12 protein-coding genes and 1 pseudogene are annotated in these 14823 nt (G+C 72.2%); 8 read left to right on the top strand and 5 right to left on the bottom strand.

Annotation, left to right across the window (positions count from 1 at the left end):
* Nucleotide 1 precedes the first annotated feature (1 nt).
* The 6 genes from ADL29_RS25930 to ligD all read left to right on the top strand — a co-directional run bounded on the left by ADL29_RS25930 (nt 2) and on the right by ligD (nt 7393).
* On the top strand, nt 2–1324 hold the full coding sequence (locus ADL29_RS25930) for a sensor histidine kinase (protein ID WP_053926009.1): 1323 nt from the start codon (nt 2–4) through the stop codon (nt 1322–1324).
* Nucleotides 1321–2019 (top strand): response regulator, encoded by a 699-nt coding sequence (locus ADL29_RS25925; protein ID WP_053926008.1) that lies wholly within the window; start codon nt 1321–1323, stop codon nt 2017–2019. The genes ADL29_RS25930 and ADL29_RS25925 overlap by 4 nt, the downstream gene beginning before the upstream one ends.
* 268 nt (nt 2020–2287) lie before the next feature.
* The gene (locus ADL29_RS43695) at nt 2288–2455 is read left to right on the top strand and encodes a hypothetical protein (protein WP_157878581.1); all 168 of its coding nucleotides are present in this window, start codon (nt 2288–2290) and stop codon (nt 2453–2455) included.
* 150 nt (nt 2456–2605) lie between these two features.
* On the top strand, nt 2606–5875 hold the full coding sequence (locus ADL29_RS25915; protein ID WP_053926006.1) for a lantibiotic dehydratase: 3270 nt from the start codon (nt 2606–2608) through the stop codon (nt 5873–5875).
* A gap of 115 nt (nt 5876–5990) precedes the next feature.
* Nucleotides 5991–6269 carry a MerR family transcriptional regulator gene (locus ADL29_RS44640; RefSeq protein WP_053926005.1) on the top strand — a complete coding sequence of 93 codons (279 nt, stop codon included), beginning with the start codon at nt 5991–5993 and terminating at the stop codon, nt 6267–6269.
* 191 nt (nt 6270–6460) lie between these two features.
* Nucleotides 6461–7393: a non-homologous end-joining DNA ligase gene (gene ligD / locus ADL29_RS25905; RefSeq protein ID WP_053926004.1), complete on the top strand. Its 933-nt coding sequence runs from the start codon at nt 6461–6463 to the stop codon at nt 7391–7393.
* 17 nt (nt 7394–7410) lie between these two features.
* Here the strand turns inward: ligD and ADL29_RS25900 are convergent, their stop codons facing one another.
* Nucleotides 7411–8346: an AraC family transcriptional regulator gene (locus ADL29_RS25900; protein ID WP_053926003.1), complete on the bottom strand. Its 936-nt coding sequence runs from the start codon at nt 8344–8346 to the stop codon at nt 7411–7413.
* A 99-nt stretch (nt 8347–8445) separates the two neighbouring features.
* On the opposite strand from ADL29_RS25900, the gene ADL29_RS25895 reads away from it, so the two are divergent.
* Nucleotides 8446–9477, top strand: a complete 1032-nt coding sequence (locus ADL29_RS25895; RefSeq protein WP_245689636.1) for an MBL fold metallo-hydrolase — start codon at nt 8446–8448, stop codon at nt 9475–9477.
* A 132-nt stretch (nt 9478–9609) separates the two neighbouring features.
* On the opposite strand, the gene ADL29_RS25890 is transcribed toward ADL29_RS25895, so the two are convergent.
* A complete protein-coding gene (locus ADL29_RS25890; RefSeq protein ID WP_053926002.1) occupies nt 9610–12156 on the bottom strand; it encodes a sensor histidine kinase in 2547 nt (848 codons plus the stop codon).
* A gap of 225 nt (nt 12157–12381) precedes the next feature.
* Nucleotides 12382–12945: a universal stress protein gene (locus ADL29_RS25885; RefSeq protein ID WP_245689635.1), complete on the bottom strand. Its 564-nt coding sequence runs from the start codon at nt 12943–12945 to the stop codon at nt 12382–12384.
* Nucleotides 12946–13070: 125 nt separating this feature from the next.
* On the opposite strand from ADL29_RS25885, the pseudogene ADL29_RS25880 reads away from it, so the two are divergent.
* Nucleotides 13071–13277 (top strand): annotated as a pseudogene (locus ADL29_RS25880) (sensor histidine kinase); the annotation flags it as partial.
* A 49-nt stretch (nt 13278–13326) separates the two neighbouring features.
* On the opposite strand, the gene ADL29_RS25875 reads toward ADL29_RS25880, so the two are convergent.
* Nucleotides 13327–13713 carry a hypothetical protein gene (locus tag ADL29_RS25875; RefSeq protein ID WP_063788539.1) on the bottom strand — a complete coding sequence of 129 codons (387 nt, stop codon included), beginning with the start codon at nt 13711–13713 and terminating at the stop codon, nt 13327–13329.
* A gap of 119 nt (nt 13714–13832) precedes the next feature.
* On the bottom strand, nt 13833–14823 hold a 991-nt coding region (locus ADL29_RS25870), incomplete at its 5' end, for an APC family permease (RefSeq protein ID WP_483855168.1).

Raw genomic sequence — 14823 nt, 5'->3', positions numbered from 1 at the left:
TATGCATCGGGGGGAGAGAACGGCGCGGCCGGTGGCGGCCCTACGGGCGGTGCCGGGCAATCTGCGCGAGGACCTGTGGACGACGGCGCTGGACGATCCGTTGGCCGGCACCGCCCTGCGGCCGCGCTGGCTGGACTGGCGACCGGCGATCGTGGTGCCCCTGCTGCTGTTCGCGGTGTCCCTGCTGGCCTTTTATGCGAACCAGTACGCCGACCACGGCATGAGCGCGCCGTTCGCCATTCTGCTCGCCGCGATCCGTTCGGCGGCGCTCGTCGTCGTACTGTTCCGCCCCGTCCTGGCCTGGTGGGCGTCGACGGGCGGCGTGGTCGTGGCCGCGGTCGTGGCCGAGGCGTCCGCGGTACCGGTGCCCTTCGACCCCACCGAGCCGCCCTTCCCCTGGGCCGGGCCCGAACTCGCCATGCAGGCCGTGCTGCTGTTCCTGCTGGCGCTGCGGGTCCGTCCCCGGGTCGCGGCCGAGGTGCTGGTGCTGACCGTGCTGACGAGCCTGGTCTGCGGCATCGTCACCACGGGCCACGTCGACGAACCCCTCCTCTCCCTCGTCATCGTCCTCGCGGTCTCCGTCCTCGTCGGCACCTTGCTGCGCGGCCGCCAAGTGGCCCGTACGGAACTGGTCGCCCAGGAGGAACTCACCGCCGAGGAACGGGCCCGGCGCACCCTCCTCGAGGAACGCCAGCGCATCGCCCGCGAGCTCCATGACGTGGTCGCCCACCACATGTCCGTCATCTCCATCCAGGCGCAGGTCGCCCCGCACCTGGCCGACAACCCCTCCGACGAGCTGAAGGACAATCTCACCGGCATCCGCCAGAACGCGGTCGACGCCCTCACCGAACTCCGCCGGGTGCTCGGCGTGCTGCGCTCCGAGGACCCCGCGCCGGAGAGCGCCCGGCATGCCCCGCAACCCACCCTGGCCCACCTCGGCGACCTGGTCGCCAATGTCCGCGCCACCGGACTCTCCGTCACCACCCGCACCACCGGGGACCCCCGCCCGCTCCCCCCGGGCCTCGAGCTCTCCGCCTTCCGTATCGTCCAGGAGGCCCTCAGCAACGCCATGCGCCACGCCCCCGGAGCCCGGGTACGGGTGGACATCGGCCACCACCCCGCCGGTCTCACCGTGCGCATCACCAACACCGCCCCCGACGGCCCCGCCCCGCCCTCCCCGGGCACCGGCCACGGCCTCCTCGGTATGCGCGAACGCACCACCATGCTCGGCGGCGACCTGGCCACCGGCCCCACCCCCGACGGCGGCTACGAAGTGACCGCCGTCCTCCCGACCACCCCGCCTCCGGCAGAAATCCCCACATGACACCCACCCCACCCGCCCTCTCCGGGCCCCCCATCCGCGTCCTGATCGCCGACGACCAGATGATGGTCCGCCAGGGCTTCACGGTGCTGCTCAACGCCGAACCCGACATCGAGGTCGTCGGCCAGGCCGTGGACGGCAACGACGCCGTCGCCAAGGTCGCCGAACTGACCCCCGACGTCGTCCTGATGGACATCCGCATGCCCGGACTCGGCGGCATCGAGGCCACCCGCCGCCTCACCGCACCCGCCGACGCCACCGTCAAGGTCCTCGTCCTGACCACGTTCGACCTGGACGAGTACGTCTACGAGGCGCTCCGCGCGGGCGCCTCCGGCTTTCTCCTGAAGGACGCCTCCGCCGCCGAACTCGCCCACGCGGTACGGGTGGTGGCCGCGGGCGACGCCCTCCTGGCCCCCACCGTCACCAAACGCCTCATCACCGAGTTCTCCCGCCTGACCGGCGCCCCCCGCGCCCCCGCGAAGTGCCGCGCCGACCACCTCACGGAGCGCGAGACCGAGGTCCTCGCCCTCATCGCCCAGGGTCTGTCCAACGCCGAAATAGCCACCTGCCTGGTCGTGGCCGAACAGACCGTGAAGACCCACGTCAGCCGCATCCTGGTCAAGCTGGGCCTGCGCGACCGCACCCAGGCGGCGGTCTTCGCGTACGAGACGGGAGTGGTGCGGCCGGTGGGGTACTGAACGGTAACATTCCGACATACCGCATGGAATCCAACCATAACGGCATTCACCAGTTAGTGTGGTATTGGTCTGCCTAGCGTATGGCGTCCTATGCCGCACGGGCATGCGTATGTACGCGAACACTCAACAGCTCTTTTGCTGAGGAGAGTTGTTCGTACGGACGGTGCTGTGCTCGCGCGGTGGCGCTTTTCGTCCTGGGCTTCTGACGGGCTGCGACTGTCAGACGGGTTACAGCACCTTCACCTCTCTCCTGAAGGAGGCTGAGCAGATGACTCAGAACGCCACCGATGCACACGTTAGCCCCGACGAGGTCCTGGACCTCGACCTGGATGTGCGCGAGATCCGGACCGCGGAAAAGCCCGAGGAGGAGCGGGTCGTCACCGGACTCATCGACTGCAATCTCTCGATTTGGCAATGCGGGAAGCCCGGCCACTGACGCTCCTGCCCCGGGCAGGCCAGGCCGGCCGGTCGCCCCTCGCGGCGGCCGGCCGGCTGCGCCGGACGAACAGTGGTCCCCCGCCGCTGCGGGAGCCGGGAGGGTGAGCGCGTGGGTGACGGGGCGTTGTTCCGGTGCGCGGAGGCGGGGATGCTGCGGGCTCCCGTGCATCCGGTGCCTCCGGCGGGCGGGCGCGACCAGGGCCGGGCGCCGTGGGGTGCGTCCTCCGGTTCCGGCGCTGCCGCCGAGGACAGGGACGCCGCAGCGCTGACGGGCCTGTTGCGGGAGCTGGTGTCGGATCCGCTCGTGACCGAGGCGGTGGCGGTGGCCAGCCCGTCGTTGGCGCAGAAGGTACAGGAGCTGACCGGGCCCGCGCCGCCGGGGGCCGGGCCACGGGTGAAGGACCTGCGGCGGGCGGTGCGGGCCCTGGCCGGCTACCGGGTGCGGATGGCCACGCGGGCGACCCCGTTCGGGCTGATGGCAGGGGTGGCGCCGGTGCAGTTCGCCGCGCAGCCCGGTGCGGTGAAGGTGCGCTGGGGTGCGGCTCACCGTCGCGGGGCGCGCCCGGACTGGGAGTGGCTGACGGGCCTGGTCGCCGGCTTCGAGCGGCGGCCGGGTGTGCTGCGGCGGCTGCGGGTGGTGGTCAACAACCTGTGCTTTGTGCGCGGGGACCGGCTGGTGCTGCCGTACGTCCCGCAGACCGACGCGGCCGAACAGCCCGGCGCCGCCGCGGTGCAGGAGGTCAGCGTGCGGCATACCGCGGCGGTGGCCGCAGTGGTGCGCTGGGCCCGTACTCCGGTGCCCTGCGGGGAGCTGGCCGAACGGTTGGGTGCACGGATGCCCGGGGTGCAGCCGGGGGCCATCGAGGCGATGCTGGTCCAGCTGGTCGCCCGGGAGATGCTGCTCAGCGAGGCGCGCCCGCCGCTGGAGGCGGCCGATCCGCTGGGGCACGTACTGCGGGTGCTGGCGAAGGTCCCCGAGGCGGAGCTTCCCGAGCTCGCCCGGCTGCGGGAGGTGCGCGACGGGGTGGCCGACTATACGGCCCGGCCGCTGGGGCAGGGTGGGCGCGCGCACGCGGCGGTGTGCGCGCGGATGCGGGAGCTGCGCGGCGGGGAGCGGCTGCTGCAGGTGGATCTGGCGCTGGACGTCGAGGTGCAGCTGCCGCCGGTGGTGGCCGAGGAGATGGAGGCGGCGGCCGGGCTGTTGTGGCGGCTTTCGCCCGCCGAGCCGGGACCGGACCGGCTGCGCGGCTACCATGCCGAGTTCCTCCGGCGGTACGGAGCCGGGCGCCTGGTCCCGGTGACCGAACTGCTCGATGCGGATACGGGCCTGGGCCCCCCGGCCGGATACCGCTGCCCGCCCGGCCCCCGTACCCCGCCCGCGCCGTCCGCGGACGCGGAGCGGGACCGCGCCCTGGCCGCCCTGGCGCAGGAGGCCGCGCTGACCGGGCGGCACGAGGTCGTCCTGGACGAGAACCATCCGCTGCCGGCCCGGTTCGCCCACGGCGGTGGGCGGACGCCGGACTCGGTGGAGATCTGCGCGCAGTTGCTGGCCGAGTCCCCCGAGCGGCTGGCGGCGGGTCACTTCCGTCTGGTCCTGGCAGGCGGCTCGGGGCAGGCCGGGGCGATGGCCGGACGGTTCGCCCACTTGTTGCCGGCGCCGGCGCGCGAGCAGCTGCGGCAGCTGGCCCGTACGGCCGGACCGGCGCCGCAGGAGGCGCTGCGGGTGCAGGTCAGTGTCCCGCCGGGCCTGGCGCGCGGCGGCAATGTGGCGCAGGTGCCGCGCTGGCTGGAGCGGGCGCTCCCGGTGGCGGCCTTCGCCGGACGCGACGATCCGGCGTCAGTGGACCTGGCCGACCTCGTCGTCGGCGCGGACACCGAGCGGCTGTTCCTGGTCCATGCCGGCACCGGACGCCGGGTGGCGCCGGCGTGCTTCCACGTCCTCGACCCGAAGTGGACCACGCCGAACACGGTCCGGTTCCTGGGCGAGATCGCCCAGTCGGGCGTGCGTGCCCTGCACGGGTGGGACTGGGCGGGTGCGGGAGTGCTGCCCTGGCTGCCCCGGGTGCGCTACGGCCGTACCGTGCTGGCGCCGGCCATCTGGCGCCCGGGGGACGAACTCCGCGACCCGCACGGCGCGTTCGAGGACTGGACGGCCGCACTGGAGGGGTGGCGGGAACGCTGGCGGGTCCCGCGGCAGGTGCGTGTCGCCACCGCGGACCGGTACCTGGAACTGGATCTCGGCCTTCCGGTGCACCGCAGGCTGCTGCGCCACGAACTCGGCCGCCGCCCTCAGGCCGTGCTCCAGGAAGTGCCCCACCACGCCGGCTGCGGGGACGGCTGGCTGGCCGGACCCGACGGGGCCCACCGCGCGGAAGTGGTTTTTCCCCTGGTGGCCAGGCGCCCCGCAGCCGGCGACCCGGCCGCGGCCGACGACCCGGCCGCGGCCGACGACAGCGTACGTCCGGTACGGCTGCGCACCGGCCCCATGGAGCACCTGCCCGGCGGCGAGTGGCTGCACGCGACGGTGTACTGCTCCACGGAGCTCCAGGAGGAGGTGCTCGCCACCCACCTGCCCCGGCTCATCGACGCACTGCCGCCGCAGGTGGACCGCTGGTTCTTCCTCCGCTACAGCGACGCCGACGGCCCGCACCTGCGGCTGCGCTTCCATGCCCCGGCCACCGTGCTCTCCGGTGAACTGCTGCCGCTGGTCCATGACTTCGCCGCATTCCTGCGCCGGAACCGGCTGACGCGCCGGCTTGCCCTCGACACCTACGACCCGGAGCTGGAACGCTACGGCGGCCCCCGGGCCATCGCGGCCGCCGAGCACGCCTTCTGTGCCGACAGCACCGTCGCCCTGGAACAACTGCGCCTGCTGCGCACCACCCGGACCGGCCCCGAGCCCCTTCTGCTGGCGGCGGCCGGCCATGTGGCGCTCGTACGTGCCTTCCTCGAGGATGGGTTGCCGGGTGATGACGGGTTGCCTGGTGACAACGGGTTGCCTGGTGGCCACGGGCCCGATGGCGGCGCTGCCCGTTCCGACACCCCCGCCTGGGCGACCTGGCTGCGGGAGAACATCGCCAGGACACCCGAGGCACACCGGGAATTCCACAACCGACGCCGCCAGGCACTGGCCGTCATCGACCCCGGCGGCGAGCGCGGCTGGCCCGCCTCGGCGCCCCAGGGCGCGGCGCTGCGCGCGGCGTGGGCACGGAGGGAGCGGGCGGTGGCGGCTTACGGCCGCAGGCTGCGCGAGCTGGGCTCCGACTCCTGGTGCACGCCCTCCGACGCGCTGGCCTCGCTGCTGCACATGCATCACAACCGCTTCGTCGGCCCCAATCAGCAGGCCGAGCGGGCCGCCTACGCCATCGCCCGCGCCACCGTACAGGCCCACTTCGACCGCGCCAGGCACGGCCGATGACCGCCACCCCTGCCGCCCAGGCATGCCCTGACGACCACAGGATGCGCGAGCGCCCGGGAGGTGGTGGCCGAACCGGCCGACCGCCTGGCCGAGCCCGCGGCCGTCGCCGCCGCACATGAGCCCGCCGAGCCGGGAGACAGGTCGCCGTCCCCGGCCGAGGGCCACCCCGGAACGGCCCTGCCGGCAGCGGCTGTCCGAGCGCTGGCAGGCCGGACTCGAGCTGCGGATCCTCCAACTCCAGCAGCTCCGCGACAGGTTCGCCGAGTGCATCGGGTGCGGTTGCCTCTCCCTCGAGCGCTGCGCGATGGCCAATCCCGGTGACGACCTCGCCGCCCAGGGGTCCGGCCCGCAGCTGCTGGGCACCTACGCGTGCAAGCCGGGGGCCAAGGCATAGGGCCGGTCCGGCGGAAGGGCGAGCGGCCACGGGGCCGCAGTGCACTTCCGGTGCTTCCGGGGCGGCCCGCTGCCCGGGAGCGGGTGCCGGGGGGCGGCAAGTGGCGCAAGCTGGACGGGAGGGTACTGCGCCATCCCCGGTGCGCCGGTCGGCGCACCGACGCACCCGCACGAAGGAGGAAGGGAGAAACGGTGAGTACGGAGGACGACACCGTTCGAGTCGGGGACCGCACCATCGCGATCTCCCGTCCGGACAAGGAACTCTTCCCCGACGACGGGATCACCAAGGCCGAACTGATCGACTACTACCGCGCCGTCTCCCGCCCCATGCTGACCCATCTGCGCGGACGGCCCCTGGCCATGGAACGCCACCCCGACGGCTACGGCGGGAAGGCGTTCTTCCACAAGGACGTCCCCGACTACTTCCCGGACTGGATCCACCGCCAGGAGGTCACCAAGGAGGACGGGACCGTCACCATGGTGGTCTGCGACGACGCCGCCACCCTCGCCTACCTCGCCGACCAGGCATGCATCACGCCGCACCCCTGGCTCAGCCGCGTCGACAGCCTCAACTGCCCGGACCGACTGGTTTTCGATCTGGATCCCCCGGGCGACGACTTCGAGACCGTCCGCTGGACCGCCCGCAAGCTGGGCGACCTCCTCACCGCGGAACTGGGGCTGCAGCCTGCGGTGATGACAACGGGCTCGCGCGGTCTGCACCTCGTCCTGCTCCTGGACCGGCACACCGACTTCGACGGCACGCGCGCCTTCGCCCGCCAGGTAGCCGACCTGCTCGCCGGCCGGCACCCCGACAGACTCACCACCGAAGCGCGCAAGAACAAGCGCCGCGGCCGGCTGTACCTGGACACCCAGCGCAACGCCTACGCCCAGACCTCCGTGGCCCCCTGCGCCGTCCGGGCCCGGCCCCACGCCCCGGTAGCCACCCCTCTCGAGTGGGACGAACTCGACGACCCGCGGCTCGGCCCACAACACTGGACCCTGCGCACCCTCCCCGACCGCCTGTCCGACCATGGCGACCCCTGGAAAGGGCTAAGCCGCTGCCGGCGCTCCCTGGGGCCGGCGCAGCGCCGGCTCGACGTGCTCCTCCAGGAGGACACCTCCTGATCGCCCAGGAAGACGGATCAGGCCGCACCCTCGTCGGCCCCAGGGGCGGCCTCCGCCCGGTACCGCCCCGGTGTGGTTCCGAACTCCCGGTTGAAGGCGTGCGAGAGGGCGTACGGGGTGCCGTAGCCGACGCGACGGGCGATGGCGGCCAAGGGGTCGGGGGTGTCACGCAGGAGGGTGGCGGCGAGGGTGAGACGCCACCAGGTGAGGTAGGCCATCGGGGGCCGTCCGACCAGGGCGGTGAAGCGGCGGGCCAGGGTGGGGCGGGAGACGCCCGCCTCGGCGGCCAGACGGTCATTGGTCCACGGTGCTGCGGGGTCCGAGTGCAATGCCCGCAGAGCGACGGCGGCCACCGGGTCGCCGAGGACGGCGGGCCAGGTTCCGGTCGCGCCCTCGGCCATCCAGGAACGGATGATGTAGACGAGGAGGAGGTCGAGCAGACTGGGCACCGCGACGCAGGAGCCGGGCCGCTGCTCGTCCAGCTCACGCCCCAACAGATCGATGGCCAGGCGGAGTTCGGGGTGGCTGCCCACGCGGTTGGGCAGGTGGACCACCTTCGGCAGCTCCGCCATGAGCGGGTGCACCCGGCTGCGGTCGAGCCGGTACTTGCCGCACAGGAGCTCCACCTCGCCCGGGGCGGCCGGGGGCCGGTGCGGCTGCCTACCGTCGAGCCAGCGGTCGAACGGCACCGCCTGATCCACGGGCACCGGCTCGGCACGGGAGTCAGCCATCACATGCCCCGTACCGTGCGGCAGCAGCACCGTGTCACCCGCGCCGAGCTCGATCGGGGCCCCGCCGTCGGGCAGCAGCCGACAGCCGCCCCCCAGTACGACGTGGAAGCCCGCACCGTCATACGGGGCGAGCCGAATACACCAACTCCCGGTCATGCGCACACGGTTGGAGGAGGGCTCCCCTACGCGTACGGCCGAGATCGCGTCACTCACCACATCCATCGGGCCAGGGTATCCACGACGTCAGAGGTGAGACGTATGCGTATCCGAGAGAGCTGGATGAGTATTGAGGGGCTCAACCACCCTTCGTAGGCTCAAGACATGACGAGCGATACGAACGATACGAACGAAGCGAGCGACATGATCGATATGGGTGATGTGAGCGAAGCCAACAAAGCCAACGAAGCGACGGGAGCGAACAGGGTGAACGCAGCGGGCGGGGCGTTCTCGGACGTGCAGCGCTTCGTTCTGGGCGATGTCGAGGTCACCAGGGTTGTCGAGTGGCAGGGACCGATCGCGCCCGCACGCGACATCGTTCCGGAGTCCACGGCCCAGGTGTGGTGGGACAACCGGGACTGGCTGGCGCCGGACCACTGGGAGCCGGACAGCGGCCGGCTGGTGGGTGCGGTGCAGACCTGGGTACTGCGCAGCGGCGGGCGTACCGTCCTGGTCGACACCGGGGTGGGCAACGGCCGGGAGCGGCCCGGTGCACCGCTTTTCCACCAGTGGCAGACCGACTTCCTCGGCCGTCTGGAGCGGGCCGGGGTCCGCCCGGAAGACGTCGATGTCGTCGTCAACACCCATCTCCACGCCGACCACGTCGGCTGGAACACCGTCGGCGTCGTGGGCGGATGGGTGCCGGCGTTCCCCCGCGCCCAGTACCTCGTTCCGGCCGCCGACAACTTCCACTTCGGCCCCGACAATGCGTACGGGAAGGGCCTGCGGGAGGACGACCGGCTGATCTACGAGGACAGCATCGCCCCCGTCCACCAGGCCGGACAGGTACTGCTGTGGGAAGGCTCCCACCGTATCGACGAACATCTCACCCTGGAGCCCGCGCCCGGCCACACACCGGGCTCGTCCGTGCTGCGGCTCGCCTCGGGAACCGACCGGGCGGTCTTCGTCGGCGATGTGCTGCACAGCCCGGTGCAGATCCTCGAGCCCTCCTGCAACAGCTGCTTCTGCCTGGATGCGGAACAGGCGGCGGCCAGTCGCCTCCGGATTCTCGAACGTGCCGCGGATGAACGGGAGTTGCTGATCCCTGCACACTTCGGCGGAGCGGGTGCCGTTGAAGTCCGGCGGGAGGGTTCGCGGTTCACCACCGGGCGGTGGGCGGCCTACGGCGAGGAATGACCGCCGTCGTGCTGCCCTCGCGGCGCGAGGGGCAGGCGCCGGAGATCGCCGCGCTGCACCAGGATCGATCCCCAGTCGCCCGTCGAGCTGCCGGTGCTCGCCCGCGACGACTGCGCGGGCACACCGAGCCGGTTACGACGTGACCGCGGCCGGGAGGTCGGGCTGGGCCGGGAGGTGGCCGGCGGCGGTGGGGACGGTGAGGACCATGGTCATGCCGCCGCCGGGGGTGTCCTCGGCGGTGAGGGTGGCTCCGATGGCCTCCGCGAAACCGCGGGCGACCGCCAGGCCGAGGCCGACACCTGCGCCGCGCGGGACGTCGCCGTAGCGCTGGAAGGGTTCGAAGATGCGGTCCTTGGCGTCGTCGGGGACTCCGGGGCCGCGGTCGGCCACGCGCACTTCGACGCGGTCGCCGAGCGTGCTGGCGGACACCAGCACGGTCTCGCCGTCGGGGCTGTACTTCACCGCGTTCTCGACGATGTTGGCCACCGACCGCTCCAGCAGGCCCGGGTCGACGGCGACCATCGGCAGGGCCTCGGGGATGTCGAGCACCACGCTGTCCTCGGGTACGCCGCCGAGCGCCATCGGCACCACTTCGTCGAGGTCGATCTCGCGGATGAGCGGGGTGACGGTGCCGGTCTGGACACGGGACATGTCCAGCAGGTTGCCGACGAGGTGGTCGAGGCGGTCGGCGCCCTCCTCGATGCCTGCGAGCAGTTCGGCCCGGTCCTCGTCGGACCATTCGACGTCGTCGGAGCGCAGAGAGGTGACGGAGGCCTTGATGCTCGCCAGTGGGGTGCGCAGGTCGTGGCTGACGGCGGCCAGCAGCGCCGTCCTGATGCGGTTGCCCTCGGCCAGCTTGCGGGCGTGGTCCGCCTGGGACTTCAGGCGCTGGCGGTCGAGGACGACGGCGGCCTGCGCCGCGAAGGCCGCCAGCACGCGGCGGTCCTCGGCGGGCAGGACCCGGCCCGACAGCGCGAGCGCCATGTGATCGCCGACGGGCATGTCGACGTCCGCGTCCTCGGGCCGGGAGAGCGGACTGGCGTCGCCCACGCTGCCCGAGCAGGTCCAGGGGGCCGTCTCGGTCTCCCGCTCCAGGAGGGCCACGGCATCCATCGCGAAGGTCTCGCGCACCCGCTCCAGGAGGGCGTCCAAGGTGGTCTCGCCGCGCAGCACGCTGCCCGCCAGGAACGACAGGATCTCCGACTCGGCGCGCAGCCGGGCGGCCTGGTGGGTGCGCCGGGCGGCGACGTCGACGACGGAGGCGACCGAGACCGCCACCAGCAGGAAGATGACGAGCGCCAGGATGTTCTTGGGGTCCGCGATGGTGAGGCGGCCCACGGGCGGTGTGAAGAACCAGTTCAGCAGGAGAGAGCCGACCACGGCCGACGCCAGCGCCGGAAGCAGCCCGCCCAGCAGCGCCGCAGCCACCGTCAGAGTCAGGAACAGCAGCACGTCGTTGGCGAATCCCAGGCCCGCCCCGACGTACATCAACGGCAGTGTGAGCAGCGCAGGCCCCGCCACCCCGGTCAGCCAGCCCCAGATGATCCGGGGCCGGCCCAGCCGCGCGCCGCGGGCGACGGGCAGCCCGCGGCCCTTGGCGGCCTCCTCGTGGGTGACGATGTGGACGTCGAGGTCGGGGCCGGAGTCGCGGGCGACGGTCGCGCCGACACCGGGGCCGAAGATGTACTGCCACGCCTTGCGGCGCGAGGTCCCCAGGACGATCTGGGTGGCGTTCACGCCCCGGGAGAATTCCAGGAGGGCGGAGGGTATGTCCTCGCCCATGACGTGGTGGAAGGTGCCGCCCAGGTCCTCGATGAGGGTGCGCTGGACGGCGAGTTCCTTGGGCGAGCCGGAGGTCAGTCCGTCGCTGCGGGCTATGTAGACGGCGAGCACCTCGCCGCCGGCGCCCTTCTCGGCGAGGCGGGCGGCGCGCCGGATGAGCGTCCGGCCCTCGCTGCCGCCCGTCAGACCGACGACGATGCGCTCGCGCGAGCCCCAGATCTTCGAGACCTGGTGTTCGCTGCGGTACTCCTGGAGGTACTCGTCGACCCGGTCGGCCACCCACAGCAGCGCCAGCTCGCGCAGCGCGGTGAGGTTGCCCGGCCGGAAGTAGTTCGACAGCGCCGCGTCGACCTTGTGGGACTTGTAGATGTTGCCGTGGGCCATACGGCGGCGCAGCGCGTGGGGCGACATGTCGACCAGTTCGATCTGGTCGGCGCGGCGCACCACCTCGTCGGGGACGGTCTCCTTCTGCCGGATCCCGGTGATCGACTCGACGATGTCGCCGAGGGATTCCAGGTGCTGGATGTTGCAGGTGGAGATGACGTGGATGCCCGCGGCGAGCAGTTCCTCGATGTCCTGCCAGCGTTTGGCGTTGCGGGAGCCAGGGATGTTCGTGTGCGGGAGCTCGTCGACGAGGGCGACGGCGGGGGCGCGCTCCAGGACGGCGTCGACGTCCATCTCGGTGAAGCTGGTGCCGCGGTACTCCAGCTCCTTGCGCGGGACCTGCTCCAGGCCGTGCAGCATCACCTCGGTGCGCGGCCGGTCGTGGTGCTCGACGAAGGCGACCACACAGTCCGTACCGCGCTCCACGCGCCGGTGCGCCTCGGACAGCATCGCGTACGTCTTGCCGACGCCCGGTGCCGCGCCGAGGTAGATGCGAAGCTTGCCGCGTGCCACGTGGTCCCGCTCTCTGTGTCGTCTTGGTCGGGGGCTCGGGCCCGTGGGGTCAGGGGTCGAAGCGGTGGCCCGTGAGAAGGGTCCGGTGGAACGGACTCGGTGGGACGGACCAGGAGAGGGAATCGCGCCGGTGGCCGGTTCCCCCCTTCGTTGACGCCATCCTTACGGTCATGGGCGCGACATTGACGCATCCCTAACGGTGACGGGCACATGAGGACGGAAGGCTCAGTCCGCCAACTGCCGGGTGTCGATGGGGAGTTTCCAGACGTTGCGGCGGTGTACGGCGTCGAAGGCGCGGTGCAGAGGGGAGGGCGGCACGGTCAGCACCGGGCAGCAGGCGCGTGCGACGCAGTAGCGGGTGACGGAGGGCCACATCGCCCGGCGGAGTCTGCCGCGGGCGCCCGCACCGATCACCAGGAGGTCGTCGGTCCGGTCCGCGACCGCCAGCAGCACCTTCCCCGGTTCGCCGCGTACGACCAGGGGGTCCAGCGGCACCCCGGGCCCGGCGCTGCCGAAGGCGGCGTCGAGGGCGTCCAGCAGCCGCTCACCCGCCATCCGGCGCCAAGCGGCCAGCGATGCGGGGCACGGCCCGCCGCGGTGGGGGATGTCGCCACCGGGCGGTTCCCAGGCCAGTACGGCCCACAGTTCGGCACCGGTGCGGCGGGCCTCGGCCGCGGCCCGGTGCAGAGCCGTGAGGCTGCCCAGCGAACCGCTCACACCGGCCACGACGCGCGGCCCTTCGCCGGGTCCGTGCATGGGGCCGTGCTCCTTGTCCTGCGTCACGTTCATGTCGTGCTCCATCGAAATCCCGCCGGGGGATCGACGGCGACGTGTTGACGCTTCCCTGACGCGGGGCGGGGAGAACCTGACGGCTCCATGACAGTTCCATACGGCTCCATGACGACATCCAACTCACCGACTGGGAGCGCGCGTTCGTGCCCTTCCAGCGACTGGGCGACACCGACAACACCACCGGCCTCGGTCTCGGCCTCGCCCTCTCCCGCGGCCTCACGGAGGCGATGGGCGGCACCCTCACCCCCGAGGACACCCCCGGAGGCGGCCTGACGATGGTCGTCTCCCTACCGGCCGCTTCCGTTCCGGTCGCCGGTCGGCCGTCGTAGTGCCGTTCGCACGTGGCTGCGGTGGTGCGTCGCCCGGACGCCGCTCCGCTCACCGCAGACCGGACGCATGGAGGATGGCGCGCGCCTCCTGTCCGTCCGAGCGCTCCGCCAACTCCCGCAGCACGTCCTCGCCGTGGCGCAGCGTGCCGCGTTCCATGGAGCGGTGGCCGCCGGTGTCGAGCAGATGCCGGATGAGCGGGTTGGCATCCAGGACATGAAGGTCCAGTTCCAGCCACTGACCGTGCTCATCCCGGAGGACGAGGTGCGCGGCGATGCTGCCGCAGCGCCGTACCGAGACCAGCGCGTCGGTACGCACCCGGCGCTCGCCCATGAGGCCCCGTACCGCCAGCCACCCGTCGCCCGCGGCCACGCGGTCGACGGCTGCGTCCGGCCGCCGGGCGTCCGGCGCCACGGCGGGAGCGGTTCGCCGTCCCATACCGGCGACACCAGGCGGGAGGCGCGAGGGCGCCGGGCCCGCCGGCACCCCGTTGATGTCGCGTCGTGCATTTTTAGCGCGTTCTTGACGTCGGGGGTGCAGCGGGTGCCGTGCGGTGGTCAGCCGACGTGGACGCGGGGACGGCGCTCGCGGTCGGGTTCGGCCTCGCGCAGGACCTCGCGGGTGACGGGGGCGACCTCGCCCTGGCCGAAGAGGAAGAAGCGGAGGAACTGGGCGAGGGGGTTGCCTTCGGTCCATTCGAAGTAGATGTGCGGCCGCTGTCCGGTCGTGTCGCGTACGTGCAGGAGCAGGGCGGCGAGGGCGTTGGAGATGGTGGAGCTCTCCAGGCACAGGATGCGGTAGCGGCCGTGCAGGACCTCGCCGCGGACCCGCAGCTCGCTCTCGAATTCGGAGGGGTCGCCGAGGGTGACCTCGACGAAGATGAAGTCCTCGGACGCCGGGAGATCGTTGTCGGTACGGATCTGCTGGAGCTTGTCGCGGTATTCGGCCACGTCCCGCTGGTCGGGCTCGTTCGCGATGAAGCGGACCTTGCGGTGGGCGATATCGCGGATGAAACGTTCCGCCATGTCGTCGAGCACGACGCTGGTCACCCGCAGTTCGAAGGCGCGGGCGAGGCGGGAGAGGAACGAGACGAGGATGATGCCGGCGATGAAGCAGGCACCGATCTTCACACCGTCGGGACGTTCGATGACGTTCACGACGGTGACGTAGAGGAAGACCAGGGAGATGACGGCGAAGCCGAGGGTCCAGCCGCGCTGGCGGGCGCGGCGGGCGGCGATGGTCACGGCGATGGCGGCGGAGCTGATCAGGACGAGCACGCCGGTGGCGTAGGCACCGCCCTGGGCGTCGACATCGGCGTCGAAGATCCAGGTCACCAGGAACGCGACGAGGGTGAAGACCAGCACCATGGGGCGGACGGCCCGTGCCCAGTGGGGAGCCATGCCGTAGCGCGGCAGGTACTGCGGCATCAGGTTCAGCAGACCGGCCATCGCGGAGGCGCCGGCGAACCAGAGGATGGCGATGGTGGAGATGTCGTAGACGGTGCCGAAGGCGTTGCCGAGGTACTCATGGGACAGGTAGGCCAGCGCG

Source organism: Streptomyces chattanoogensis, from assembly GCF_001294335.1.
Classification (GTDB): Bacteria; Actinomycetota; Actinomycetes; order Streptomycetales; family Streptomycetaceae; genus Streptomyces; species Streptomyces chattanoogensis.
Note: the sequence above shows the minus strand (reverse complement) of the source record. Positions and strands in the feature narration are given on the sequence as shown.

Coding starts and splice junctions, on each gene's coding strand:
- ADL29_RS25895 (WP_245689636.1), top strand. CDS start 8,446: ATGACGAGCGATACGAACGATACGAACGAAGCGAGCGACATGATCGAT.
- ADL29_RS25930 (WP_053926009.1), top strand. CDS start 2: ATGCATCGGGGGGAGAGAACGGCGCGGCCGGTGGCGGCCCTACGGGCG.
- ADL29_RS44640 (WP_053926005.1), top strand. CDS start 5,991: ATGAGCCCGCCGAGCCGGGAGACAGGTCGCCGTCCCCGGCCGAGGGCC.
- ADL29_RS43695 (WP_157878581.1), top strand. CDS start 2,288: ATGACTCAGAACGCCACCGATGCACACGTTAGCCCCGACGAGGTCCTG.
- ADL29_RS25875 (WP_063788539.1), bottom strand. CDS start 13,713: ATGGGACGGCGAACCGCTCCCGCCGTGGCGCCGGACGCCCGGCGGCCG.
- ADL29_RS25900 (WP_053926003.1), bottom strand. CDS start 8,346: ATGGATGTGGTGAGTGACGCGATCTCGGCCGTACGCGTAGGGGAGCCC.
- ADL29_RS25925 (WP_053926008.1), top strand. CDS start 1,321: ATGACACCCACCCCACCCGCCCTCTCCGGGCCCCCCATCCGCGTCCTG.
- ADL29_RS25885 (WP_245689635.1), bottom strand. CDS start 12,945: ATGAACGTGACGCAGGACAAGGAGCACGGCCCCATGCACGGACCCGGC.
- ADL29_RS25915 (WP_053926006.1), top strand. CDS start 2,606: ATGCTGCGGGCTCCCGTGCATCCGGTGCCTCCGGCGGGCGGGCGCGAC.